At 50.4% G+C, this 25,411-nt stretch carries 21 protein-coding genes and 1 pseudogene; 8 read left to right on the top strand and 14 right to left on the bottom strand.

What is annotated here, in order from left to right:
• The 5 genes and pseudogenes from Q0628_RS14815 to Q0628_RS14795 form a co-directional block, all read right to left on the bottom strand.
• Positions 1–1,300 (bottom strand): MFS transporter (locus tag Q0628_RS14815; protein ID WP_298772301.1); only part of this gene is annotated, 1,300 nt, incomplete at its 3' end.
• A gap of 12 nt (positions 1,301–1,312) precedes the next feature.
• Complete coding sequence (locus Q0628_RS14810; protein WP_298772299.1) at positions 1,313–2,515, bottom strand: metallophosphoesterase; 1,203 nt, start codon at positions 2,513–2,515, stop codon at positions 1,313–1,315.
• Complete coding sequence (locus tag Q0628_RS14805; protein WP_298772297.1) at positions 2,512–3,207, bottom strand: lysoplasmalogenase; 696 nt, start codon at positions 3,205–3,207, stop codon at positions 2,512–2,514. Before Q0628_RS14805 ends, Q0628_RS14810 begins: the two co-directional genes overlap by 4 nt.
• Before the next feature lie 3 nt (positions 3,208–3,210).
• Positions 3,211–3,720, bottom strand: coding sequence for a hypothetical protein (locus tag Q0628_RS14800; RefSeq protein WP_298772296.1), 510 nt, complete (start codon positions 3,718–3,720; stop codon positions 3,211–3,213).
• Between the two features lie 30 nt (positions 3,721–3,750).
• A pseudogene (locus tag Q0628_RS14795) lies at positions 3,751–4,800 on the bottom strand (rhamnogalacturonan lyase); the annotation flags it as partial.
• Positions 4,801–5,178: 378 nt separating this feature from the next.
• On the opposite strand from Q0628_RS14795, the gene Q0628_RS14790 reads away from it, so the two are divergent.
• The 3 genes from Q0628_RS14790 to Q0628_RS14780 all read left to right on the top strand — a co-directional run bounded on the left by Q0628_RS14790 (position 5,179) and on the right by Q0628_RS14780 (position 9,207).
• Positions 5,179–6,165 (top strand): YihY/virulence factor BrkB family protein, encoded by a 987-nt coding sequence (locus tag Q0628_RS14790; protein WP_298772291.1) that lies wholly within the window; start codon positions 5,179–5,181, stop codon positions 6,163–6,165.
• 30 nt (positions 6,166–6,195) lie between these two features.
• The gene (locus Q0628_RS14785; RefSeq protein ID WP_298772290.1) at positions 6,196–6,777 is read left to right on the top strand and encodes a hypothetical protein; all 582 of its coding nucleotides are present in this window, start codon (positions 6,196–6,198) and stop codon (positions 6,775–6,777) included.
• Positions 6,778–6,852: 75 nt separating this feature from the next.
• Positions 6,853–9,207 carry an ABC transporter gene (locus Q0628_RS14780; protein ID WP_298772289.1) on the top strand — a complete coding sequence of 785 codons (2,355 nt, stop codon included), beginning with the start codon at positions 6,853–6,855 and terminating at the stop codon, positions 9,205–9,207.
• Positions 9,208–9,230: 23 nt separating this feature from the next.
• On the opposite strand, the gene Q0628_RS14775 is transcribed toward Q0628_RS14780, so the two are convergent.
• The 9 genes from Q0628_RS14775 to Q0628_RS14735 form a co-directional block, all read right to left on the bottom strand.
• Complete coding sequence (locus tag Q0628_RS14775) at positions 9,231–10,247, bottom strand: SDR family oxidoreductase (RefSeq protein ID WP_298772287.1); 1,017 nt, start codon at positions 10,245–10,247, stop codon at positions 9,231–9,233.
• 122 nt (positions 10,248–10,369) lie between these two features.
• The gene (locus tag Q0628_RS14770) at positions 10,370–11,545 is read right to left on the bottom strand and encodes an iron-containing alcohol dehydrogenase (protein ID WP_298772285.1); all 1,176 of its coding nucleotides are present in this window, start codon (positions 11,543–11,545) and stop codon (positions 10,370–10,372) included.
• A 99-nt stretch (positions 11,546–11,644) separates the two neighbouring features.
• A complete protein-coding gene (locus Q0628_RS14765) occupies positions 11,645–12,526 on the bottom strand; it encodes a YicC/YloC family endoribonuclease (RefSeq protein WP_298772283.1) in 882 nt (293 codons plus the stop codon).
• A gap of 23 nt (positions 12,527–12,549) precedes the next feature.
• Entirely contained in the window at positions 12,550–14,343 is a 1,794-nt protein-coding gene (locus Q0628_RS14760; protein ID WP_298772281.1) for a homoserine O-acetyltransferase, read from the bottom strand.
• A 43-nt stretch (positions 14,344–14,386) separates the two neighbouring features.
• Entirely contained in the window at positions 14,387–15,283 is an 897-nt protein-coding gene (locus Q0628_RS14755) for an NAD(+)/NADH kinase (protein WP_298772279.1), read from the bottom strand.
• On the bottom strand, positions 15,280–16,650 hold the full coding sequence (locus Q0628_RS14750; protein ID WP_298772276.1) for a 3-phosphoshikimate 1-carboxyvinyltransferase: 1,371 nt from the start codon (positions 16,648–16,650) through the stop codon (positions 15,280–15,282). The genes Q0628_RS14755 and Q0628_RS14750 overlap by 4 nt, the downstream gene beginning before the upstream one ends.
• Positions 16,650–17,801: a prephenate dehydrogenase/arogenate dehydrogenase family protein gene (locus Q0628_RS14745; protein ID WP_298772274.1), complete on the bottom strand. Its 1,152-nt coding sequence runs from the start codon at positions 17,799–17,801 to the stop codon at positions 16,650–16,652. Before Q0628_RS14745 ends, Q0628_RS14750 begins: the two co-directional genes overlap by 1 nt.
• Positions 17,798–18,052 (bottom strand): chorismate mutase, encoded by a 255-nt coding sequence (locus Q0628_RS14740; protein ID WP_298772272.1) that lies wholly within the window; start codon positions 18,050–18,052, stop codon positions 17,798–17,800. The genes Q0628_RS14745 and Q0628_RS14740 overlap by 4 nt, the downstream gene beginning before the upstream one ends.
• A 46-nt stretch (positions 18,053–18,098) precedes the next feature.
• Positions 18,099–19,508 (bottom strand): glycosyl hydrolase 53 family protein, encoded by a 1,410-nt coding sequence (locus Q0628_RS14735; protein ID WP_298772270.1) that lies wholly within the window; start codon positions 19,506–19,508, stop codon positions 18,099–18,101.
• A 102-nt stretch (positions 19,509–19,610) separates the two neighbouring features.
• Here Q0628_RS14735 and Q0628_RS14730 point away from each other — a divergent pair, with 102 nt between their 5' ends.
• The 5 genes from Q0628_RS14730 to Q0628_RS14710 all read left to right on the top strand — a co-directional run bounded on the left by Q0628_RS14730 (position 19,611) and on the right by Q0628_RS14710 (position 25,224).
• Positions 19,611–20,903 carry a hypothetical protein gene (locus Q0628_RS14730; RefSeq protein ID WP_298772268.1) on the top strand — a complete coding sequence of 431 codons (1,293 nt, stop codon included), beginning with the start codon at positions 19,611–19,613 and terminating at the stop codon, positions 20,901–20,903.
• Positions 20,893–21,570 (top strand): uracil-DNA glycosylase, encoded by a 678-nt coding sequence (gene ung, locus Q0628_RS14725; protein ID WP_298772266.1) that lies wholly within the window; start codon positions 20,893–20,895, stop codon positions 21,568–21,570. The genes Q0628_RS14730 and ung overlap by 11 nt, the downstream gene beginning before the upstream one ends.
• 87 nt (positions 21,571–21,657) lie before the next feature.
• Entirely contained in the window at positions 21,658–21,981 is a 324-nt protein-coding gene (locus Q0628_RS14720) for a DUF4321 domain-containing protein (protein WP_072980824.1), read from the top strand.
• Positions 21,981–23,396 carry an Asp-tRNA(Asn)/Glu-tRNA(Gln) amidotransferase subunit GatA gene (gene gatA / locus Q0628_RS14715; protein ID WP_298772263.1) on the top strand — a complete coding sequence of 472 codons (1,416 nt, stop codon included), beginning with the start codon at positions 21,981–21,983 and terminating at the stop codon, positions 23,394–23,396. Before Q0628_RS14720 ends, gatA begins: the two co-directional genes overlap by 1 nt.
• A 256-nt stretch (positions 23,397–23,652) precedes the next feature.
• On the top strand, positions 23,653–25,224 hold the full coding sequence (locus Q0628_RS14710) for a DUF3943 domain-containing protein (protein ID WP_298772262.1): 1,572 nt from the start codon (positions 23,653–23,655) through the stop codon (positions 25,222–25,224).
• The last annotated feature ends 187 nt before the right edge of the window (positions 25,225–25,411 follow it).

Here is a 25,411-nt window from a genome sequence, read left to right as displayed (position 1 = left end):
AGATGCCGTGCAAGGTTTCAGGAGTCTGAATTGCCTCAACCATTTCGCCATTAATCATCTGCGCACTCTGATAGCCGATAAGCGCAAGGCCGCCGTTAACAAGAAGCTCTTTCCAAAGTGCTGAAATTCTTGAAATCATAGTGCTGAAAGCAAAAACCATACCTTCGTTACGCTTTGCTATGCCGTATTTCTGATAGCTCTTCCATTCCATATAATCTGTTGAGTCGGCAAGCAGCACTCTTTTTGCAGCGCTCATACCTGCATTAGGAAGACCGCCGACAGCAATAAGAATACCTACAATCCAGAGATTTTTATATCCTGCTAAACCAAGAAGTATGTAACATACTCCGGTAAGAAGATAGCCGGCAACAACAATATCTCTCGATGAAAGCTTTCTGCCTATAAAGGGAATCGAAAAAAGACCACCGTATGAAAGTGCTGATGAAGCCATTTCAACATAAGTTTTCATTCCGTATCTGCCCAACGTCTGCTTATAAAAGAATGGCAGTGAGTTATAACATACCCTTCTTACCGACTCAACGCAGTTTGCCAGACACAAAAGAAGAAGAGGTCTGTTGAGTAATATCAGCCTATAGTCAATTTTCACCTTTTTCTTATTATCGGGAGGAAGAACAAGGTTTCTTTCTTTTAGCGTCATACACGGAACCAGCATTGTAAAAAGACCGAGAATGCCAAAAAGAAGAGCAACTGTGAAGAATGCCCATTTTTCAGTATTATAGTCTCCGTCCATAGCATCAATAATAATAGGAACAAGCCAACCGGGGAACATCGAGCCTAAGGTTGAAGCAACCTGAGCCACGGTATAGAAATTTTTTCTGGATTTTGCATTGGGAGTCATTCGTACGGAAAGAGTTGATAATGCCACATCAAAAAATGTGTCAGCTATATTGAATGTAAGATAAAGCAGGAAGCTCCATATAAGATTAAAAGTAAGAGAAGTTGACGGCACAACAAATATAAGCACAGAAGCCAGGGTAAAAGGAATTGCCGAAGCCATCATAAATCTTCTGGCATTACCTTTTCCCGAACGATTATTATCAAGCATTGCTCCGACTATGGGTGCAATAAAGATATTTACTGCAGTGGTTGTCGATTTCATGGCAACCATATGCTTTGATTCAAGACCCATATAGTCATACATAAACTGGTCAGTATATGTGCTTACGGAATCCTGTCCCATACAGTTTCCGAACACACCCGAAACATAGCCCATCTGCTCTTTAAAAGCCACATCGGGATTATCCATAAATTTCTGAAGCTTTTCTGTTAATTTACCCATATGATTTTCTCCTTAAAATTCTGCTGTTTTTTCTATATACTCTGATTGAAGTCCGTAAGCATTTTCTGCTGTGATTCTGACAGTGTATACACCGGCAGGAGGATGTCCGATATCTGTACGGAGTCTGTCTTCGGTATTGTACAGATAATATGACGGAACAGTCTTTGCTGATACAGCTTCTTTTCCGTTTTTATCGTAAACATATACTCTGTAAATAAACACAGGCATACCGTCTCTGCTGAGAGCTTTCGGATATTCAATACATCCGTTTTTGATTATTATTTCTGCTTCATCAGGAAAAACGGGAGGCTTGCTTCTGAGCCTTTGTTTTTCTTCGGTATATTCTCTGTTGCTTATATCGGCAGGGTTGCCGAGATAATACTCACAAAGTACTTTTTCTGCTTCACAATCCATACCCAGAAGATGAACATTATTCTGTCCGTCAATTTCAACAATCCAGAAATTGCCGCATTCACTTCTGTTTTCCGGATGAAATTTTCGTTCGCCGTCCACGGTAAGCTCCGTATATTTCAGTGCCCCTGTGCCTATTGCAGTATATTCATTCTGCCACAATGACCGCGGATCATTCAACGGATAATGGGAATGACCTGAAAAATCAACCGTATTGGGATATTTTTTCAGTATCGGAGTAAAAAAATCATGTCCCCAGCCATCAATTTCATTGCTTCCGAAAACCGTATACTTTACGTGCTCGTGGTGCATAAGAAAGACAGGCTTATGCGGAGTATCTCTCACTGCCTTATCAAGCTCATTTATAAGCCATTTTCTCTGTAACGGAGTGTAATATATCTCAGGCAATCTGCATGTTGAAAGACCTATGAAATGATATCCTCCTATAACCTTATGAAAATCTGAAGGCTGATTTGTGAGGGTTTCATAATACTCCAGAGATTTTTTTCCCATACTTATTGAATCATGACCTTTTGCAACAACACAAAGCATCTGTGTGCCTTTTCCGGTTACATAATCATAAATATGCTTAAAGGCATCAAACTCCTCAGCACGTCCTCTGTCGGTAATATCACCTGCAACAAAAAAAGCATCGAGCTTCCTGTAGTGAATATCATTTTCCGCAAATGAAAAACCTGTATCAACTGCTTTTTTCAGTCTTTTGTATCCCGCTGAATCAATGCCCTCTATATGAGAGTCACTGCATACGGCAAAACGCATAACGGGAATAAATTTATCATTCATAAAACCATATCCTGTTGAAAATAAATACTGAGCGCAAAAAGAGTCTGTGCAGGGAAATAAGTATAGGAAACAGCATGTCTGAAAAGCTTCGGAAGCTTTACTCCGCCGTGATTCAGACCCAATATAACATCCGATGTAATAAACAGAACCGAGCCCGTAATCACACACAAGCCCTGAAAGGTATTACCGTTTTTTATCATCAGAATACCTCTTAAAAAACCGCAGACAAATGAAAAAACCAAAACTGAAGCATAAACAAGAAATGCAGCTTCTATTTTCTTCAGATCAATTTTAACCTTTATTAAGTATAGTACCGGCAAATAAAGCACCGTTGACATTATCAGCACTGCAATTATATAATCTGCCGCTTTCGATTCTCCCGAAAACAGAAATACACAGCTGTAGACAATGTGTCCGATGGCAAAGAGCATAACCCCATAAAGAAAGTACTTCTCATTATTGTAGCTTAAGAAAAAATCTCCGAGAAAACCGAAAATCAGAGCAACAAGTATCATAGCAGAATATGCAGTAACTCTGAAAAAAGCAACGGCAGATAAAATTCCGACTGTAAGATATAAAGACGCACACAGCATTTTTATCCTGAGTCCGTACCTTGCGGAAAGTCCGGTTTTTTGTGTAATTATCGGCATCAGCACTGAAATAACAGTGAAAATAAAAGGCAATAATTTCATATCTTATTTGTGATTATATATTCTTTCAGCAATATATGTTCCGTCTTCTGCAATATCAAGAACCGTACATCCCTGAATCCACTGATCTTCGGGAGCATCAAACTTTGTCTGCATATTATATGCACCGTAGCCTGACGGCTGAATATATGATAAGAGAATATCTTCATACATAACTCCGAAATCATTCACATGGTCGTGTCCGAAATATACAGCCTGCCCGCTTCCCTTTTCGAGCATAGCGTCAATAAGTCCCGCATCGAAGCCTGATTCGCATACACCCTCGCGTTTTTCACCGTAAAGGAAGTCACTGTCGGCATATTCGCGTTCTGTCTGATAAGGAGGAATATGAACAACCGTCACAGACCTGAATTCACCGTATTCTTTTTCAATTGAATCATGCTTATCTTTATACCACTCAACCTGTGACAGCTTTACGCCGTCATAAACCTCATCAGGATCGGTGACACCGTATTCAGTCTTACTTTCATCCGTCATATAATCACCGGTATCCATCAGAAAAAATACCTCTCTGAGTGTACCGTCGTGATTGAGTGCGGCAGCCCCCATAACGATTTCGTCGAAGCCGTCGCCATCCAGGTCGCCAACGGAAAGGTTGTGGTTGCCTTCGCCGTAAAGCCCCTGCCCCTTCTTGTCGGAACTTTGCAGCCAGCGGGACTTGAGGTCCTTGCGGTCAACATCCTAGGCAGCCACAAAGAATTCGGTATAGTAACCGCGGCTCATGATGACACTCGGGTGAACCCCGTCCAGGTAGGCAATCGCCGCCAGCATACGGTTGTCGCGGTTACCGTAGGTATCCCCCGAAATCTTTCCGCGGGCAGGCCAATAGTTAATCGTATGAACGGCCTCGCCGGTATTTCCCTTGAACACCGTCAGGAATTCGTTACCGGTCATGATCGTTCCCGAAGAGGAGCGATAATCCTTGGATCCGTCGCCAATGACCTTGCCCTTGCCGTCGACAGTGCCGTCGGAAGTTTTCATCACGATTTCGGCAATTCCGTCGCCATCTAGGTCGTAGACCATAAACTGGGTGTAATGGGCGCCGGCACGGATATTCTTGCCCAGGTCGATACGCCACAGGAGGGTTCCATCCATCTTCAGACCGTCAATAAACACCGATCCCGTGTAACCCGACTGGGAATTGTCCTTGGAATTGTTCGGATCCCACTTGAGAACCAAATCCAGCTCGCCGTCGCCATCCAGGTCACCCACGCTCATGTCGTTGGGGCTGTAGCTGCATGTGGAACCGTCCGGCATCGTCTGGTCCTTGGGTACATTGAGACCCTTGATGGTCTTGTACGGGAACCCCTTGCTGTTCTGGTCCAACACGATAAGCGCACCTTCCGCCTTGCCTTCCTTGCCGCCAACCACTGCGGCAACCGTGTACTTGGAAGTCGTCTTGCCGTCAGCGTCCAGGTAGTTCGTGCCAGCAGTCTTTCCGATGGTGGCGATTTTCGTTCCGTCGCGGTAAAGGTTGAATTCCGTGTCCGGATTCTCGGTGCCCAAGAGGCGCCAGCTCACAAGCATACCCTTGCCCGTGTTCGCAACGGCAAGACCTCGCGAAAGTTTTTCCATCTGGCGGGTCGCCGCGAAAGACGGAACAGCCATGCCCGCAACCAACAGGCCGGTCAGCATCATAGAAACTTTAGTCACTCTACCCATAATTACTCCAAATAGTGAAGTTCATCCCTTAATATATTTGCCGCTCCTTAGAACAGCGCATTTTTTCTGTCATTTCGCAGTCCATAGACAACGGTTCATGTACAGCATTCTCTTTTTCAAAGATAATCAATAATTTATAAAAAGTCTACATTATTTTTCAAAATATACAATTATATTAGATTTATAAGTCGTTTGTTAAAATAAAAAGTCCACATTTAGGTATGTTTTTCTCAAAATGTGGACAATTCGCAACGCCAAATCCACCTTTTTTTCTAGATTTTCTAGCCAGTTATGCCCGATTGGTTCAAAAACTTTTCCTGGGAACGGCTTTTCGACGCGATAGCCGCGCGCTCCGTCACCCCCGTCAAAATCGCCATTATCGCAGGCAAGTCTTTTCTATACTTCCATGGACTTACTCGTGCCGCAGCCCTCACCTACACAACTTTTTTAGCTGTCGTACCCCTACTAATCTTACTAACGTCCATCACGATCGCCGTCGGATTCGGCAATTTCGTGTCGGACTATCTTCCACACTTGCTGGCCATTTTCGACCTAAAATGGCCCATTGACCCCATTATCACCATCGTTGAAAATGCAGAACATGTGCCTATCGGTAAACTAGGATTTATCGGCGCACTCGGTCTATTCATCACCTTCATCCTCGCCTTCGGAAGTCTAGAATCGAACTTCAACGTGGTTTGGGAAAACAAGGTATCCCGACCGTTACACAAGCAAATCCGTATCTACACCCCCCTGCTTCTCATCTTCGCAGGCATCATCGGGCTTTACGCAGGTTTCGTGAACCACATGCAACATGTCCTTTCCGTGATTATCGTGGACGGGTTCCATTTCGATCCTTCCGTCCTAAAGACCCTTATCAACGCCTTCTGGTACGCGACCTTCCACGGAGCATTCATGCTAGTCGTATTCATGACCCTATACGCGCTGCCAGCTAGGCCAGACCCCAAGAATTACACCAAGAAAAGACTTTTGCTCTCTTCGCTCGGCATTACGGCACTCGCCTGGGTCTGCATTAACATTTATGTAAAGATTCTCATGCTCATCCAGACAATGCTCGTGACCAGAATGTCCATCTTCTACGGATCACTAGCCTTCATTCCGCTCATTCTCTTCCTCGTATTCGGCATTTGGACCATCGTGCTTTGCGGAAACTCCATTGTCTGGACAATCTGCAACTGGCCCGAGGCGAAAGACCGTATTTGGAACTGGGAAGGAAGCCCCTCTGAAGGGTTAAACATGACCCATGACAGGATGTAGCCGAAGCCATTTACCATAAGGAATACTCTTATGAAAAAGATTCTCTTGCTCATTATCGCCATCACGGCCTTCGCCAACGCAGAACTCCGCAGTGTCAAGTTCACTCCCGAAGAAGAAAAAAACGACGGAATCAAAGCACTCGTCGGCATCGGCGGAGGAAATTCCATGATCGCAGATGACGGAACCATTTTCATGTCACTTCGCATCGGCATTGACCTTAACCCGCTACTTTCGACCGGTATGTGGTACGTTTCCACGATTAGCGATGTCCGCAACTACAATGTACCGCAGAAGCAGCTCGTCAATTACAATTCCTTCGGCGCCTTCGTAGAGCTCTTCCCCATTAGGATCAGCGACTTTGCCATCTCGGTACCCGTCCGTATCGGCGGCGGTGCCATTAACACACTTGAAAATGGCGACGAAGGATTCCAGTCCGAAGACTACGTGTTTATTGCCGACATGGCCGTTCATTTCAACTACCGTATCACGAAAATGCTTGAGGTCTCTATCGGCGGCGGCTACCGCATGTTCGCCGGAGTCGAAGAAAACAACCTCGAAAACCTGGATTTCTGCACTCCGTTCGGCGAACTGAGATTCACCATCCGAGAGTAATTGATAATTGACAATTGATAATGGATGATGTAACTCGTGGCCGGTTCAAATTTCATATCCATACGCGGTTGCAGGTTGCATAACCTGAAAAACGTAGATGCCCAGTTTCCACTGGGCAAGATAACGGTCGTATGCGGTCCTTCGGGTTGCGGAAAATCGACACTCGTCCTCGACACCCTGCACGGGGAATCCAAAAGGCGCTACCTCGAAACATTATCCCCATTTGCAGCCGAACTTCTAGGTGGACGCCGCATTATTCCACTGGACTGTGCCGAAGGCTTGCCCGCAAGCCTAGCCATTGGCCCCAGCCACGGAGAAACACCCGCCAAGGCTTATGCGTTAAGCATCTCGGAATGTGACAGCACCTTGAGAGCTCTTTTTGCAGCAAACGCAAAACAGGCATGCCCTCTTTGCGGAAAACCGACGACAAGCGAAAGCCGGGAAGACATGATTCGCGAAATCGCGAGCCTGCCTCAGGGATCAAAGCTTCAGTTCCTCGCCAAGATTGAAGTCAACAAGACAAACCTCGACAAACTTTCGGCCCTTTTCCTCGCACAAGGTTTTACGCGCGCTTTCGCCGACGGCGTCAGCTACTCGCTCGCCGACCTGACTGCAAGAGAGAAGGAAATCGTCCCCGAAAAATTCTTTATCGTTGTCGATCGCGTGATCGTCCGCGAGAACACGCGCACACGTATTGCCGAAGCCGTGGACGGAGTCCTGAAGCTCACCCATGGAAGCCTCACTCTAGACATCAACGGTCAACCTAGGCTTTACAGCACCGTTCCTCGCTGCGAGACCCACGGAATCCTGCAGCTAAGGCAACTCACCGCCGAAGACCTTTCGCCATACTCGCGAACAAGCGCATGTCCCAATTGTCTGGGAACGGGCAAGGCCGAAGGCGAAAGCGAAGAAGAATGTCACCATTGCAAGGGATTACGCCTGAATGAAGGCCTGCTCCGCGCTGCAATTGACTGTGGCAGTGGCAAGCCTATCACTTGGCAAGACATTTTGAACACGCCTTTCGCGAAACTCGAAAGCCGGCTGCACGCCCTGTTCGACAATCGACTGACGGTAAAGCAGCAGCCCGCATTCCGCACATTGATTGACCGCATCCAGGCGATTGTCGATTTGGATATCGGATACCTTACGGCAGGGCGTGCAGGCGCCACCCTATCGGGTGGTGAAGTCCAGAGACTTCGGCTTTCGAGCCTCAGCACCGGGCACCTGAACAACCTTTTGATTGTCCTCGACGAACCCGCCAGCGGATTACACCAGAGCGATGTGGAAGCCCTTTGGAAAGTCCTCAAGAAGGTACAGTCTCGCGGAAACACGCTCGTCCTTATTGACCACAACCCAGCCCTCATCAAGAAAGCGGACTGGATTATTGAAATGGGACCTGGCGCCGGCGAAAAGGGTGGCGAAATTCTGCTGCAAGGAACCGCGAAAGAAGTTCTTGGCAATCCAGCATCGCCTACGGGAAATTGGATTAAGCTTTTGGACGAGAAGAAAAAGAACGTCATTGCGAAAATTACAGCGGAGCCGACCTCAAACAAAACAAAGCAATCCAAAAAACGTCATTGCGAGCAAAGCGAAGCAATCAATATCGAAAATTTCGCCTTATTCGACATGAAGCCGGTCACTGCGCATTTTCCGATTCAAAAGTTCAGTGTCATCACGGGCCAGAGCGGTAGCGGCAAGTCTACGATTTTCTTCAGGAACTTAGCCCCGCGTGCCTCCAAGGGCGAATTCGAAAGTCTCGGCATCCAGGCACTATCGATTCTTTCGACAGGCGATTTCCACGGAAACCGCCGCAGTACCGTCGCCTCGGCCATCAACCTGAACACGATTCTCCGCGACCTGTTCGCGAAACTCCCCGAAAGCAAGGTCCGCGGCTACACCGCAAGCAAATTCGCGACGCACGCCCCCGGGGGCCGCTGCGAAAACTGCAAGGGTGAAGGCGTCATCCTCGACCCCGCGGGCTACGAAGAATCCGAATGCCCCGTGTGCCTCGGCAGACGTTTCAAAGATGAAATTCTTGAAGTCCGCTTCAAGTCGCTTTCCATCGCCGACATCTATGACCTAGAAGTCGGCGAAGCCTACAAATTGTTCATTAATATGAAGCCCTTCGCCGACAAGTTGAAGCCCTTGATCGATACCGGGCTCGACTACTTGCGCCTCGGGCAAACCACGTCGCACCTTTCCGGCGGCGAACGCGCCCGTTTGCGTCTTTCCATCGCGCTTGCCCGCGCGAAGGCGCCGAACACGCTCTTCCTTTTCGACGAACCCGCCCGCGGGCTCCATCAAAAGGACATCCAGCATCTACTCGACCTGATTCACGGCCTCACCGAAGCGGGCCACACCGTCATCGCCATCGAGCATGCGCAAGATTTCGTGAATGCCGCCGACTATGTGGTGGAACTGAGCCGATAATTTCACAAGCAAGCGCTTGACCGTTAGCGCAAAGCCGCCTTTGCACTTTCCAGCGTTTCAATCACCTTGTCGCACCAGGCGTCGAATTCGGGATCTTCTTTCTGAAATTCCGGATGCGCTAGCACGTAATCAATAGTGCGGCGGATTCCCTGGTCAAAGCGGACCTCGGTGCGGAAATTCGGCACAGCACGCTTGAGTTTGGAATTGTCGAACACCACGGAATTCGCTTTATCGCCTATGAGGCTCCCCAGCAAATCGTAGTCACTCACATCCGCAAGGAACTGCGAAGACACGTAGTAGGGCTTGAGTTCAACGCCCAGCGCATCGGCAACAGCCTTGTAAATCTGATTCCATGTCAAGGTTTCGTCGCTTGTAATCTGGAACGATTCTCCAATAGCATGCACGTTGCCCATCAGGCCCACAAAGCCGCGGGCAAAGTCGGTGTTGAAAGTCATGGTCCAGAGGCTCGTACCGTCACCGTGAATGATGACCGGCTTGCCCTGCAGCATGCGCTTCGCAATTTGCCAGCTTCCGTTCTTGCCGTGAACGCCCAACGGAATGTGGCGTTCATCGTAAGTGTGGCTTGGACGCACAATCGTAATCGGGAATCCCTCTTCGCGGTATTTTCGCATGAGGAATTCTTCGCCAGCAATCTTGTTACGGGAGTATTCCCAGTACGGGTTCGCAAGAGGTGTCCCTTCGGTAACGCGGTAATCCGAAAGCGGCTTCTGGTAGGCGCTCGCAGAACTGATGTACATGAACTGCTTGGTCTTGCCCTTGAAAAGGCGGTAGTCGCGTTCAAGCGCACTCGGATGGAATACGATAAAATCGCAGACCACGTCGAACTCCATGCCCTTGAGTTTTTCGGCAACGGCAGCTTCGTCGTAGATGTCGGCGTTAATGATTTCAACCCCTGCGGGGATATCTTCTGCGGGGCGGTTCCCGCGATTGAGCAGGTAAAGTTTCCAGCCCTGAGATGCAGCAAGGCGCGTGATGGCCATGCTGATAGTTCCTGTTCCACCGATGAATAGTGCAATCATATTGAGTATGTGAGGTATGAGGTATGAGCACGGCCGCCTTCGGCGTCCTTTGAGGTTATAATCACGCCTACAAGCGCCTCAAACCTCAAAGTGCGAAGCACGACCTCACTGCTCATAGCTAGTTACACCGTTGCGTGTGCTGCGATCTTGTAGATTTCGGTCACGTCCTTCGCCTTGAGCGGGACAAAGCCCCAGCCGTCACCCGGGTTCAGCTTTTCCACCATCTTCGGGATGTCTTCTTCCTTGGCACCCAGTTCAGCAAAGTTGATGGGCATGCCGATGGAATGCAAGAACCGGCGGAAAGCCTTGATGCCTTCGAGGGCGGTCGCCTTCGGATTTTCAAAATTCATCTCGCAGCCGAACACGCGGGTAGCCATCTGGGCAAAGCGCATCACATTATGATCCACCACATATTCCATCCAGGCGGGCATGATGACTGCAAGGCCCGCGCCATGGGCGCAGTCATAAAGCGCAGAAAGTTCGTGCTCGATGGCGTGGCTGTTCCAGTCCTGACTGCGCCCGCAGCCCACAACGCCGTTGTGGGCTACCGTCCCCGCCCACATGATGTTCGCACGCACCTGGTAGTTGGCGGGGTCGGCAATGGCGCGCGGGCCTTCCTTCACCATCGTGAGGAGCACCGCTTCGCACAGGCGGTCGGTAATTTCCACTTCGAGCGTATTCGTGAAGTAGCGTTCAAAAACGTGAGCCATAATGTCGGTAATGCCGCAGGCCGTCTGGTATGCAGGCAAAGTGCAAAGCAAGGCCGGATTCTGCACCGCAAACTTCGGGCGAATGTGCTCGCTGCTCGCGCCGCGCTTGAGCATGCCGTCTTCCTTGGTCACCACGGAGTCGCCGCTACCTTCGGAACCGGCCGCCGCAATCGTCTGCACCACGCCAATCGGGAGCGCGCATGCAGCAGAGGCCTTGCCATCGTAAAAGTCCCAGAAATCACCCTTATAGGGAACACCCATCGCAATGGCCTTGGAGCTATCAATCGTAGAGCCGCCGCCCACCGCCAAAATAAAATCAATCCCATTTTCGCGAACAATTTCAATGCCCTTGTACACGAGCGAATCGTGCGGGTTCGGCTTCACGCCACCGAGTTCCACATGCGGGATTCCTGCAGCATCGAGGCTTGCCTTCACGCGGTCAATCAACCCCGAACGCACTGCGGAGCCCCCTCCGTAATGAATCAGCACCTTGGTGCCGCCATACTTTTTGACGAGTTCACCGCATTCATTTTCACGGTTCATGCCGAATACGAATTCTGTGGGGCTGTAGAAGTTGAAATTATCCATGTTCCGTCCTTTTTTAAGTTTTTCCTAAAAATACAAGAAAATCCCACTCAAAAGCGGGATTTTATCATGATTTGCGTTCACAAACGGAACCAGACTTCACTACAGGATATTCAAGCTCTGCTCACGGATACATTCGACCTCGTTCTTGAGCTCGATGGCTAGGGCAGCAATATCTGCACTCTGGCACTTGGTTCCAAGCGTATTGGCTTCGCGGCCCATTTCCTGCAGAATAAAGCCGAGGTTCTTGCCCTGCGCCCCCCCTTCCTTAAGGGCGTTCAGGAACAACTTGTTATGGCTACGGAAACGCGTAATTTCTTCGTGAATGTCAAGCTTATCGGCCATGATACAGGCTTCCTGCAACAGGCGCACATCATCAATCTCGGAATCCTTCAGCAGCATGTTGATGCGTTCCTTGAACTTGCCTTTCCACACTTCTATGCGCTCGGGATCGAGCACTTCAATCTTGTCAAGCACTTCATTCAAGTGATTCACGCGACCTTCGAGATCGCGAGCGAGATTCGCACCTTCCTTGGCACGCATGGCATTTACCTGGTCTAGCGCCTTGTCAAGCTCTGCAGCCAGATGTTTTTCGAGCGCCTCAGAATCGGCATCAGCATCGGTAAACTGCAGTACTTCGGGGAGCGCGAGGATATGTTCCAGCTTGATATCGCCCGTAATGCCGAACTTCTGCTGCATCTGACGGGTAATATCCACAAACTTCGCAATAGCCCCTTCATTGTAGCAAACAGGAATGTTGCCGGCATTGCCAGAACCCAGCGTTATGTTAAAGATGACAGAACCACGAACAAGCTTGTCCTTAATCTGGTTCTTGAAGGAATTTTCGAGATAAGCCAAATTCTTGGGCAACTTGCACGAAATGTCCAGAAAACGGTTGTTGACACAGCGGATTTCGATGACGCAGTTTGCTCCCTGGTACATCGATTCACTCTTTCCAAACCCCGTCATCGATAAGATTGCCATTTTTTCCTCTATCTATAAATCAACTACTTTTTACTCACCATAGCCATGACATGTTCCGTGCCGAAATTCTTGAGGCCAAGCGCCGTTAGAAACTTACTCATCTTGTGTTCGTTCTGATAGCGGATACTCTCGATCTTCAGACTTTCCTTATCACATAGAGTATAGAAATCTTTGAGCGTCAGAAGGCGAATGTTTGGCGTATCGTACCATTCATACGGCAATTCCTTAGATTTCGGCATGCGTCCATGCAACATGAGGCTTCCGCGAGTGGTCCAGTGTCCGAAATTCGGGAATGTCACGATAGCGCGCTTCGCCACACGCAACAGTTCATTCAATAGGGCTACCGGGTCACGGATTTCCTGAATCGTTCGATTGATAATAGCGTAATCGAAGCTTCCATCCTTAAAATCGCTGATTCCATTTTCGTCTAGATCACGCTGGATTACGGGCACGTCGTTTTCGAGACAATCCAGAATACTGTTGAAATTGCGCTCGATGCCGATAATCTTCACATGCTTCTTCTTATTCAAGAAATCAAGCAATTCACCGCTACCGCAACCGAGATCCAGCACCTTGCTGTTTTCTTCGACCAAACTTTCAATAAAGTCAAAGTCCTCGGTGTCATGGAACACTGGCATCACCTGCGTTTCCGGAGATGCCGGAATAATCTTACTATCGAGGAAACGGCCCACGGCCTTACCGAGGTCACCCACTTCGATAAGGAATCCGTCATGTCCGAACTGCGTATCGAGTTCGAGGCTTGTCACTACCTTGCCCGCATTCAGGAGTGCACTCGTTATGCGGCGGGATTCGTGCGGCGGGAATAGCCAGTCGGTACTCAGGTTCACATTCAGGAATTCAGCCTTCACATCCTTGAAGGCTGCCTCAAGGGAACCATATTCCGTCTCAAGGTCGAAGGTATCCGTCGCATGTGCAATGTGCAAATAACTATTGGCATCGAAACGGTCGACAAACTTCGACCCCTGATAGCGCAGATAGCTTTCGAGCGGCAAGTTCAAATCAAACGGAGTACTGTAAGTAACCGAGTGATTCTTATTTTCCTGATCCTGGGCACGCTTGAACTTCTGTTCCATGCCTACGGCGCTCAGATACGTAATATGGGCCAGCTTACGCGCATTCGAAAGCCCCACATCGGGGTGAGCCGATTCGTAATAGTCTCCCCCATTAAAGTTCGGGTCCTGCGTTATCACGTCGCGGGCAACAATTTCAAAACCGAGCGCCTGGCTACTGAAACGCGGAGAACTGGCAATCACAATGCATCGGTGCACGAGCTCCGGATAGTAGATAGCCCATTTCATGGCCTGGAATCCACCCATGGAGCCGCCTATGACACAGCAGAGGTCATCAATTCCCAGTCCCTTCGCAAGCTCTCGCTGAGCCTTCACCATGTCGCCAATCGTAATCATCGGGAAAGTGCTTCCGTAAGGCTTTCCCGTACGCGGATTGACGCTGGCTGGACCAGTCGTCCCCTTGCATCCGCCAAGAATATTGCTGCACACGACAAAGAACTTGTCCGTATCGACAGGCTTTCCAGGGCCAATCAAGGCGTCCCACCAGCCGGGTTTCCTGTCATTTTCGCTATAATAGCCAGCCACATGGGCATCTGCCGTCAGCGGGGAACAGACCCAGACTACATTGCTGCGGTCCGCATTCAAGGTTCCGTAAGTTTCATAACGGATTTCAAGCGCCGGGAGAGTCTTGCCACTCTCCAGCATAAAGCCCTGTTCCCCATAATCCTTTGTAAAAGTTTGAGGAACAACAGGCCCGACGCTATATTTATGCAAAAATTCACTCATATGCATAAATATAGGAATTTTGCCCGAATATGGCGAAAATGAACTATACTTGACGCGGTTTTCCAGTCCAACCGAGCTTTTCGCGAAGCGCGCCCACGAATCCGGTGTGCCTCAAGCGTATAAATGTCGTCACCGATTTGCTTTCGACCAGCGTTACTACATCCGTCGGCTTCAGGACCACAGTCGTTCGGCCATCGAACACCAGGTCAAGCGACTTCCCCACCGCAGTCTTCATCTGCAGTTTCTTGGAAGAAAGCGAAAGGACCAGCGGACGCACAGACAGACTGCCTGGAGCAACAGGCGTCAATACCACCGCGGGAGTGGACGGGTGAATGATCGGACCGCCAGCCGCAAGGTTATAGGCGGTCGATCCCGTCGGCGTTGATACGAGCAGTGAATCAGCCCAATAATCGGTCAGGCAGGTTCCATTGTATTCCACGTTCACGTTCACCATACGCTCGGGAGCATGGGCACGGATATGAACCTCGTTCAGCACCGTCTGCGTACAAATCTTCTTCCTGCCGCGGTATACCACAGCATCGACCATCATGCGTTCCCGCGTAGAATAATCCCCCTCAAACAGGCTATCCAAAGTCTGCATCAGGAAGTCAACTCGTGTCTCGGCCAAAAAACCCACTCGCCCCGCATTCACTCCGAGAATCGGGATATCGTGGCCAAGCGCAATATGCGCCGCCGAAAGAACCGTGCCATCCCCTCCAATCGCAAGAAGCAGGTCCACCTTGCAAAGGTTCACTTCCTTGACCACCTTGATAGGGTTTTTGACGAGTTCCTTCAGGTTTTCGAGTACACAGAAAGTCACCTGCGGATGCGAAGATGCCCACTCCGAAATATTTTCGAGAGCGAGAGCCAAATCGGGACTTTTGTCCTTCCAACCGACAATACCAATTTTTTCAAAGCGGAGCTGTTTTACCGGTTTCATGCGTCCTCCGGTTTTGCATTCGCCATGGCAAGCAAATCCTTTAACTTCTGCAATACGCCCGGATATTCGGCCTCAACTAGATCCGCATGCGCGACAGGCTCCTCATTTTCGAGTGCCGTCGAAAGCACCGAGAGGGCAAGGCCATTCTGCGGCACCTCTCCCCCGTCAAAGTCACTACCGTTCACAATCGTTTCTAGTCCACGAATGACAAGACCATCGTCGTAGACACCGACTTCGGCGCCAGTCTTGCGCAAATTTTCTGCCAAAGCCTCGTTCACGAGGCGCATTTCCTTGCGCATTTCCTTCGGAATGCGCAAGATCGTTTCGCCTTCGGCGAAGCAGGCCGCCACAGCAAGGAACGGGAATTCCTCGATTCCCGTCGCCATCGTATCTTCGGAAAAGCGTCGGCCCTGCAACCGCTTGCCGGAGGCAAGCGGATACACCATAATATCGCCATACACGTCGCCAAATCTTTCGCGACGGCTCACCGTCTCGAAATTACCACCCATGCGTTTGAGGCAAGTTAACGCCCCGGCGCGGCCACTATTCAAATCAACATTCTTCAGGCACACTTCGGTATTCTTCGGAATGCCAGCAATCGTCGTCAACAACACGAGGGCCATCGCCTCGGTCGTATCGCCAGGAATATAGTAGTCACGTCCCGTAATCACCGGCGTTTCCGAAATCTCGGTAAACTGCGTACGCTCTATTTTCTGTCCACGAGCCATCATCATGCGGCGTTCCAGTTCCGTCAACTGTTCCATACCGCGGCTTTCGTAACGGAGACTCACGCCAAAGTACATGAGCATCTTGGTCCACTGATCGTGAACCGAGCCTTTTTCTTCAAAGGACAGATATTCACTGCGCAAAAGGGTCCGTAACAACATGCGGTTGCGCATCAGGTGCGGAATGTTCCCGAGAGAATCCTTCTTGAGCACCGGATCCTCGGCTGCAAAAGAAAAAGAAAACTTTGAAGGTTCATCGGTCACAGGATTGACCTTAAAATACTTCTGCAAGAGATTTCTAGCATCCTGAACATGCTCACGCCCAGCCTCGTCATCATCGGCAGCAAATGTATAGACCTGATCCAAATCCTTCGAGGCTAAAGTCCAGATCATCACCAAACGGGATTCACTCATGCCCATCGGCAGAAGTGTAGGAAGCGTATACTGGAAGCCCCTACCCGTCAGCACCAGCTGATGTCCCTGTTGCGCATAAGAAAGCCCGAATTCCTGGAGGGCTTCGGCAAAAGGTTCAACTCCGGCTGCAAACGAAAAATCCTCAAACACGGTGCGCCCATTCACGAGCAGCGCCATCGTAAGCGCAAGCTCCATGCGTTCTCGGTCTGGGTTCAGTACAAATTCCATTAGCGTTCCTTTACATCATAGCCAAGCTGCTGCAAAATCTTTACAGCACGGCCTGCCTCATCGGGAGTCTTAAAAGCAAGTAACAGGGTTCCGGCAATATTTTCGCGAACCTTCATAAGTTCGATATCGCGGATATTCAAATTACTCTTGGCTAGCGGTTCTAGCACCTGCAGCAGCGCTCCCGGAACATCCTTCAATGGGACCGTAATTTCGGAGAATGCAGAAGCCGCATTGCGACCGGGGGCAAACAGACTCGCACGACCTTCGTTGCCAGCCTTGAAAACGGATTCCAAATTGCCAGAACAATCATCCGCCGAAGGTTTTCCGTCACGAACCACCTGCAGGCAATCCATCGCATCAATCGTCTTGTCGAGTCCCTCACGCACTTCGCGAAGCGCAAGTACAGTCTGGTCGCGGTTCGTTACCGCAATATCGTGCCACATATTCCAGCCCGATGCCGCAATACGGGTCATGTCCCTGAAAGCGCGCCCTGCATAGTGCTGGTAATTGTAGTCCAGCAGGCGCGGAGGCATGCTCGCCGCCAATGTAGACGAAAGCATCTGAGGCATGTGCGAGACCCACGCCATGGTACGGTCATGATGTTCCGGCGGAAATACGACAGCATGCGCCCCGACGAAAGAAACCAGGTCCAAAAGCGACTGATAATCCGGCTCCTTCACTCCCTCGGGCGGACAAACAAACCAATAGGCGTTTTCAAAAATTGACGGGTCATTGTATTCGAGCGTGCGCTTTTCGGAACCCGCCATGGGATGGCTTCCGACAAAAACGAACGGTCGCGGCAACTTGGAACCGGCCTTGCAGATTTCCACCTTGGTCGATCCTATATCGCTCACCAAGATTTTCTGTTCTGAATTTCTCAGTTTCGATGCATCAACCTTAGAAAGAGCTTCTATCGTCTTCAGAATATGAAGGATCGGAGCGCAGAGAAGAATGACACTGGAACCATCGACCCACTGTTCCACTTGATCGTAAGTAAAGAATTCATCGGCAAGTTTCAGTTCGAAAGCGCGATCAAGCGTCGCCTTGCTACTCACCGCACGAACTACTGTCTTCTTGCCAGCCTGCTTGAGCGCAGCAGCAATGGAACTCGCCAAAAGGCCGAAACCCACCAAAGTCAGGCGTTCCATCATTCTTCCACCTTGCGAGTTTCTTGCATGATGACTTGAAAAATTGTCTTGATAGATTCTGGCGAAAGGGGGCCCTTGGTTAAGCCGGCAACCTTTTCAAGAACAGTCTGTTCCCTAGAAGCATCAAAAACCGGAAGTCCCCTTTCCTTCTTGATCTTGCCGATTTCTGTCGCATAGGTCGCCCGCTTGTTCAAGAGGGCGATAAGTTCGTCATTCAACTCATCGATACGGATACGCCAGTCTTCTATATTCATACCCGGCAATGTAGAAAAATAGCAGAACGGAAACCGCCCCCGAAGTCTAGAAATTCACTCTGTATTCGTCGAAAGCGTCCTTATCGGCGTAAAGATCCTTTCCATTCCAGTCAAAAAGAGCCGAACCCCAAGCACCGCTCATGGTAGGCTCCCAGAAGAACGCACCTATCCAGCGGTCCAAACTGCGGACCATTTCGTCAGTACGCTTGCGGGAACCATCGCCCGGATAATGGTTTTCCTTATCGCCGCCATTATATTCGGCTACGATAAATTCAAGATTGGGATACTCCAACGTAAGACTTTTGAATAAACTAACCCAATTATCCGGAGGACCATCACCATAGGCCGTATAGGCAGAAAAACCCATTATATCTGCAGGAACATTCTGGTTCTTGAATATTTCGGTCATCCACCAATTGACATTATTCGGCTTGCGGATGCTTTCGATATGAAGGACGGTTTTGGTCGAAGGCGAAACCGCCTTGACCGCTCGAATTCCAGCCCTGAAATATTTACCTGCATTCGCCTTGCCACTCGATGTGCCCATATTTCCGCTGACAGAAGCCGGTGCTAGATCGACCCCATCTCCCCAGCAGTTCGTACCGCTATTTGGCACATGCATCAAAATTCCCGGAGTCGTCTCGTTACCGATTTGCACCATCTCGGGAATGGCATCTACCTGTCTAAGAGCATTCATCAGGTCATAGGTATAATTATATACGGAATCGGCCATGGCATCGGAACTTTGCACAGAACGCCAACGCGACGGGATAGTCTGCTTACCAGGATCGGCCCAGTTATCGCTATAGTGGATATCGAGTAAGAAAGCCATGCCCGCAGCCTTGATTTTCTGGGCATAGGCAACAACATGATCCTTGTCCGCATAAGACTCGGCATCATGATCGCATCCAGCGGCCGCATAACCATACTTGGCCTGTGGCGAGACAAAATTTTTCAGGCGAATGGCATTGAAGCCATGATTCTTGAGTAGAGTAAAGATATCCGTTTTCTTGCCGTCCACATCATAAAAATCTGCATTGAATCGTTCGTACTCCTGCACAGTCGAAATATCTGCACCCCTATAGAAGTTGAAGTCCAATAGCTTTATCGACGAGGACGAGGCTTCGGACGAAGACGATTCCTCCGGATTTTCAGAAGATGACGACTCCTCTGTCGACGAAGAAATTTCGGGAGCGGAGTTTTCGGAAGACTGAACCGGAAACGGCGAGGCCGACGACGCCAAAGGAGCCTGCTGTTCCGAAGATTCAGGCTCATTCGGAGGCAACTCTTTCTCCGCAGAGCTCGATTCAATCGACAACTCCGATGTTGAACCGGAAGAATCTCCAACAATTTCATAATCATACTCTAGGGATGACGTACTGGAATCATCTCCACAGCTACACAGGCTCGCGCACAAGAATACGCTACCCAAAACCAAGCCCTTTTTATAATCCATAAACTAAATATAATTAGGCGGCGGCAATGCCGTACCTTGCAAATTGTAAAATAATGCAGACAACGCCACAAAATACATTCGCATCTTTTCTACATTGGGATCATGCCGTTAAGCGAACTTCTCACCTCCGCCAAAGTCCAGAGCTTTATCGAAGAAGCCCTTTCTAAGCGGCTGGATGCATTGCAGATTTCCACACGGCTCGCCAAAGAGGGCCATACCAACGAAAATCGGGCCGCCATCATGGACTACATGGCTCTCGTGCCCAAGTTTCGCGAAAAGTTCTTTGAGGACAAAAACCGCAATAGCAAATTTCTGCTTTGTGACCGGCTCGCCCTGGAGCAAAGTACCGCTAAAGATATCGGGCGCTGGAAGGCAAGGCTTTGGCCAAGCGAAGGTACCGTAAACGACCTCTGTTGCGGCATGGGCGGCGATAGCTTTTTCTTGCCGGAAACCCTAAGGGTTTCCGGCATCGACCTCGACGAAAACCGTCTCGCCATGTACCGCTACAACATGCAAGCCCTCGGAAAAACCGTAGGCATCCTCTGTGCGGACGTGCGCTTGGTCGAAAACGGGGCCGACTACTTCACCATCGACCCCGCCCGCCGCGCGCTCGAAGGTGAAAACCAACGGGACCTGCGCAACCTGACGCCCACGCTCGAAGAAGTCATCGAAATCAGCAAACGCTACAAGGGCGGCATGGCGAAGCTTCCGCCCGGCTACCCGCCGGCAGAAATCCCCGATGGCACCGAGATCCTTTATCTAGGCGGTCACAGCGACTGCCGCGAATGCCTCGTACTGTTCGGCGCGCTCGCCAAGAACCCGGACACCGTCCGCGCCGTCGTCATCGGCAAATCAGGCGAAACACTTGCCGAATGGAGTCGGGCGCGCGACCGTTCCATCGAAACACTAGACGAGGAACTTCAAGAAAAACTCGACAAGAACGACAGCCTCGAAGGCAAAGACCGCACATACCGCACTGCAACCAGCAAGAGCGACCTTCCGCTCGGGGAACTCGACAAATATATCGCCGAGCCCGCACCGGTCCTTATCCGCAGTCACCTCTTTAATGCAGCGGCCCTCGCCTGCGACCCAAGCGCACACCTGATTTCAGAAGGTATCGCCTACGTCACCAGCGGTATGCCGCTCCCCGCACCGGGTTTCGCCTGCTACGAGGTTCTCGCCCATACAGAAATTGCAACGAGCGCCGTCCGCGCCTTGCTCAAGGAACACGATATCGGCAAAATCACGCTCAAGCTCCGCGGCGTAAAACTTGACCCTGATGCCGAAATCAAGCGTTTAAAACCCAAGGGAAAAGAATCCGCTACGCTTTTTTACACTCGCGCCTACGGAGAAAAAGTGGCCATCCTCGCGAAGAAGGTAACAAATGTCCATTAAACTCGAAGAATCCTGGCTGAACCTGCTCGCCGACCAGTTCGAGCAACCCTACTTCAAACAAATCAAGGAAAAGCTTTTGCAAGAGAAGGCGGAACACCACGTGGTGTACCCTCCGGGATCCCAGATTTTTGCAGCCCTCGATTTTTGCCCGGTCGACAAGGTCAAGGCGGTCATTATCGGGCAGGACCCCTACCACAATCCAGGGCAGGCTCACGGGCTCTGCTTCTCGGTACCCATGGGAATCCAGCCGCCCCCCTCGCTCATCAACATTTTCCAGGAACTGCACGACGACCTGGGAATCAATCCGCCCCCCCACGGGAACCTGGAAAGTTGGGCTCACCAGGGAATCCTTTTGCTGAACGCATCGCTCACGGTGCGCGCCCACATGGCAGCAAGCCATGCCGGAATCGGCTGGCAACAGTTCACCGACACCATCATCAAGCGTTTGTCCGAAACCCGCGAAAACCTAGTATTCCTGCTCTGGGGCAGTTTCGCCATCAAGAAACAGGAACTAGTCGCAAAAAATCGCGGGCACCTGATATTAACTGCCCCGCACCCGAGTCCGCTTTCTGCCTATCGTGGATTCTTCGGATGTAAACATTTCAGCAAGGCAAACGAATACTTAAAAAGCAAGGGCCTAGAGCCCATTGACTGGAGCATTAAATAGACTAAAGAACGGACCATTGGTCCTACAGACGAAAGACGATAGGTTAATTCAAAAAAATTTACTAATCATTTTTCTATATTAATAACCATGAATCGCAAGAATACTTTTGGCCGTTTACTGCTGTTTATTGTGCTGGGCCTGATTATCGGCGGAATCCTGGGCGAATGCCTCGGGGTGCTGTTCGGCCAGCTTGGCGAACTGATGAACGCGGGTGGATACAACAACGTGGTCCACAACTTCTTCGTGTCGTCGTTCAATTTCAACATCGGTTTTGGCGACAAGCCCGAGCCCGTGGTTCTTGACCTCTACCTCGTCAAGCTCGCCCTCGGTTTTGGCATCAAACTGAACGTGGTCAGTGTCATCGGCATGATTATCGGCATCTACATCATGAAATGGTCCGGAGAAAGGTAATGTTTACTATTGACGAACTTCAAGCAAAGCTCGCTGGCGGCGCAACCGCTGTTTCGCTCGCCGAAGAATCTCTTAATAAGATTGAATCTACCAAGAACTTGAACGCCTACATTAGCGTCTTGAACGAACGCGCCCTGCAGAAGGCCGCCGAATCGGACAAGCGCCGTGCCGAAGGAAAGACCTTGGGCGCCCTCGACGGTATTCCGGTCGCCGTGAAGGACAACATGTGCATCGAAGGCACGCGCACCACGGCCGCCTCCAAGATTCTTGAAAACTTTGTCGCCCCCTACACCGCTACCGCTATCGAAAAACTCGAAGCCGCCGGTGCAGTCATCGTCGGCAAGACGAACATGGACGAATTCGCCATGGGTTCGAGCAACGAGACCTCCTACTTCGGCAAGGTCGTGAACCCGCTCGACGAGACCCGCGTTCCGGGTGGTTCCAGTGGCGGTTCGGCCGTAGCCGTGGCCAGTGGCACGGTCGCCTGTGCACTCGGCTCCGACACCGGTGGATCCATTCGTCAGCCCGCCGCCTGCACAGGCGTTGTGGGCTTGAAGCCCACCTACGGCCGCGTCTCCCGTTATGGTCTCTTGGCTTACGCTAGCTCCTTGGACCAGATCGGCCCCTTCGGTGCAACCGTCAAGGATACCGCCACCCTCCTCGGCGCTATCTGCGGCATCGACCCCCACGACAACACCACCAGCACTCGCCCGACCGAAGACTTTACCGCAAAGCTCAATGCCGGCGTAAAGGGCAAGGTGATCGGCGTTCCGAAGGAATACTTCGGCGAAGGCCTCGATGCCGAATGCAAGGCCGCCATCGAAGGCATGCTGAAGAAACTCGAAGCCGAAGGCGCCACCCTCAAGGAAATCAGCCTCCCGCACATCAGCTACGCCGTGTCCAGCTACTACATCATCGCAACCGCCGAAGCAAGCTCGAACCTTTCCCGCTACGACGGCGTTCGCTACGGCTACCGCAGCAAAGAAGCCCGCAAGCTCTTTGACCTGTACGCCAAGTCCCGCAGCGAAGGTTTCGGCAAGGAAGTCCAGCGCCGCATTCTTCTCGGCAGCTACGTGCTTTCCGCAGGCTTCTACGACGCCTACTACGTGCAGGCCCAGAAGGTACGTCGCCTGATTACCGACGACTTCAACAAGGCATTCGAAAGCTGCGACGTAATCGCAAGCCCCACGATGCCGGGACTCCCGCTCAAGTGCGGCATGAACGAATCCGACCCGATGGCCGTTTACCTCAGCGACATCTACACCGTGAGCCTGAACCTTTCGGGCCTCCCGGGCGTGAGTGTGCCGTGTGGCATGGCCGGCGGACTTCCCGTGGGTCTCCAGTGGATCGGCAAGCCGTTTATGGAAGCCGACCTGCTCAGCGTCGCCGCCGCAACTGAAAAGCTTGCAAAGTGAGTGTCGCACAGCCAAGTTCACTGGGCTGTATGACCGAACGCCGCAGCGGACGCCGAAGGCGTCAAAAACTAAACAAGTAATACATCAACGAGCCGCCCAAACGCAGACTCCGTTATATATTTCTATTTCAGGATTTGTTCTTCGGAACAAGTCCTTTTTTTGCATAGAAAAACAATCATCTTGACAAACGAGCTCTTTATCAGAAATCCGGGCTGTCATTCTTGAAACAACGCCTACTCTTTTTTAGATATGGGTCATGCTTTTCAAACACCTTTCAATATTACTCGCAACGATTTTCGTTCTATGCGCCCCCCTATTCGCACAGCAAATAGATTCGGTAAAAATTGCGGCAATCCCTGACAGCCTCCGCGAAAAGTTGAAGGACGAAAATGCGGTTTTCAGCATCGAAGAGGCCAGAATTCTGCGCACAGCTATTTTAGGTGATTCCGCCGTCTTGAAAAGCGAAAAAGACACCCTTGTCGTGCCCAAGGATAGTCTTTATGGCACTCATGTAAATCCTTTTATTGTATCTGCCGAAATCCTGGGGCAAAATGCATTCGTATGGGCTTGGGATTATTATGTTCTCGACAAGAACTATGCCCATACCGGCCCCAGCTACTGGAAAAGAAACTTCCGCGAAGGTTGGCAATGGGACCATAATCACTGGGCTATCAATTTCTACGGCCACCCCTATCAAGGTTCCATGTACTTCGCCACCGCAAGAGGTGGCGGCTACGGATTCTACTCAAGCCTCCTATTTGCAGCCCTCGGCAGCTCTACCTGGGAAATGTTCTGCGAAACGGAATACCCCGCTCCAAACGACCTTATTTCTACTTCAATTGCGGGCTCCATATTCGGCGAATCTCTCTACAGACTTTCGCGTGCAGTCTACAACAGACCCGGCGCCCCTTGGTACAGGCAACTTGCCGCATTCGTACTTGAACCTGCCGGATATGTTCAACGGAAAGCGTTTGGCAATCGCGACTTTTACACGGGATGGGTTCCCATCGAACTCGCCGTTGCGACAGGCATGGGGTCACGATTTGGTTCCGTCTACCGTATGGGTGGCGAAAATTCCGACGAAGTCGACGCCGAATGGAACGATCGTCACGGATTCCTTGCTGTTTCGCTGGAGTATGGAAAACCCTACACGAAAGTAAAGCGCCCCTTCGATTATTTTCAGGCTGAATTCATGAGCGAAGGCGGCTTCGAGGGCGCCATGTTGCAACTGGATGTCATGGGAAAACTCATTAACCGAAACATTCACGCGCGTGGACACTGGCTGGACTTTTCAATCAACCTTGACTACGACACCTTTTACGGCGACCTCGCAACCGTCAGCACCCTGTCTTTGGGTGGTGCTATGGATATCGCGCTCTGGCTAACCCCGCGTACACGTTTCCGCGTCATCAACCAACTCTATTGGATTATGCTCGGTTCAGCAGACATGGGCTACGACGACATTATCCAGGAATTCAACCCCGACTACCATCCAGATAAAGACAGTTACCAGTACAATTCCGGCGTAAAATACAGTCTCACCCTGGAAACCCTCTACAAGAACAAGTGGAAATTTTTCAGCAAGACTACCATCGACGCCATGAAAACGATCGAAGGAACCACACCCGATTATGGCGTGACCGGCTGGGACTTTTTGCTGCTTAACAAGACCGCTCTAGAATATAAGCTAGTGCAGTGGATGGATGTTGGTTACCGCTTAGATACTTATGTCAAGATGGCAGCCTATTCGTCTGAAATTGCAGAACCGATGTCACGCAAGATCCACGCCTACACCCTGTACCTGAATTTCCACCTACTCAGCGATTAAAATCAAATTCAAAAAAAAACGGCAAGCATTTCGCCCGCCGTTTTTAATTCCTTTGTAGAGAAGGCTTAGTCACCCGTCCTGTAGTTCGGAGCTTCCTTCGTGATGGTCACATCGTGCGGGTGCGATTCGCGGAGGCCTGCGCCTGTAATGCGGACAAAGGTTGCCTTCTTGTAGAGTTCTTCGAGGT

The organism is uncultured Fibrobacter sp., assembly GCF_937877005.1.
Taxonomy (GTDB): Bacteria; Fibrobacterota; Fibrobacteria; order Fibrobacterales; family Fibrobacteraceae; genus Fibrobacter.
The sequence above is the reverse complement of the archived record's forward strand: the minus strand, read 5'-3'. Positions and strand labels throughout refer to the sequence as shown.

Bases quoted from the DNA above. Each gene is read 5' to 3' on its own strand.
- Q0628_RS14810 (WP_298772299.1), bottom strand. From the start codon at position 2,515: ATGAATGATAAATTTATTCCCGTTATGCGTTTTGCCGTATGCAGTGAC.
- Q0628_RS14805 (WP_298772297.1), bottom strand. From the start codon at position 3,207: ATGAAATTATTGCCTTTTATTTTCACTGTTATTTCAGTGCTGATGCCG.
- Q0628_RS14800 (WP_298772296.1), bottom strand. From the start codon at position 3,720: ATGGATACCGGTGATTATATGACGGATGAAAGTAAGACTGAATACGGT.
- Q0628_RS14790 (WP_298772291.1), top strand. From the start codon at position 5,179: ATGCCCGATTGGTTCAAAAACTTTTCCTGGGAACGGCTTTTCGACGCG.
- Q0628_RS14785 (WP_298772290.1), top strand. From the start codon at position 6,196: ATGAAAAAGATTCTCTTGCTCATTATCGCCATCACGGCCTTCGCCAAC.
- Q0628_RS14775 (WP_298772287.1), bottom strand. From the start codon at position 10,247: ATGATTGCACTATTCATCGGTGGAACAGGAACTATCAGCATGGCCATC.
- Q0628_RS14770 (WP_298772285.1), bottom strand. From the start codon at position 11,545: ATGGATAATTTCAACTTCTACAGCCCCACAGAATTCGTATTCGGCATG.
- Q0628_RS14765 (WP_298772283.1), bottom strand. From the start codon at position 12,526: ATGGCAATCTTATCGATGACGGGGTTTGGAAAGAGTGAATCGATGTAC.
- Q0628_RS14760 (WP_298772281.1), bottom strand. From the start codon at position 14,343: ATGAGTGAATTTTTGCATAAATATAGCGTCGGGCCTGTTGTTCCTCAA.
- Q0628_RS14755 (WP_298772279.1), bottom strand. From the start codon at position 15,283: ATGAAACCGGTAAAACAGCTCCGCTTTGAAAAAATTGGTATTGTCGGT.
- Q0628_RS14750 (WP_298772276.1), bottom strand. From the start codon at position 16,650: ATGGAATTTGTACTGAACCCAGACCGAGAACGCATGGAGCTTGCGCTT.
- Q0628_RS14745 (WP_298772274.1), bottom strand. From the start codon at position 17,801: ATGATGGAACGCCTGACTTTGGTGGGTTTCGGCCTTTTGGCGAGTTCC.
- Q0628_RS14740 (WP_298772272.1), bottom strand. From the start codon at position 18,052: ATGAATATAGAAGACTGGCGTATCCGTATCGATGAGTTGAATGACGAA.
- Q0628_RS14735 (WP_298772270.1), bottom strand. From the start codon at position 19,508: ATGGATTATAAAAAGGGCTTGGTTTTGGGTAGCGTATTCTTGTGCGCG.
- Q0628_RS14730 (WP_298772268.1), top strand. From the start codon at position 19,611: ATGCCGTTAAGCGAACTTCTCACCTCCGCCAAAGTCCAGAGCTTTATC.
- ung (WP_298772266.1), top strand. From the start codon at position 20,893: ATGTCCATTAAACTCGAAGAATCCTGGCTGAACCTGCTCGCCGACCAG.
- Q0628_RS14720 (WP_072980824.1), top strand. From the start codon at position 21,658: ATGAATCGCAAGAATACTTTTGGCCGTTTACTGCTGTTTATTGTGCTG.
- gatA (WP_298772263.1), top strand. From the start codon at position 21,981: ATGTTTACTATTGACGAACTTCAAGCAAAGCTCGCTGGCGGCGCAACC.
- Q0628_RS14710 (WP_298772262.1), top strand. From the start codon at position 23,653: ATGCTTTTCAAACACCTTTCAATATTACTCGCAACGATTTTCGTTCTA.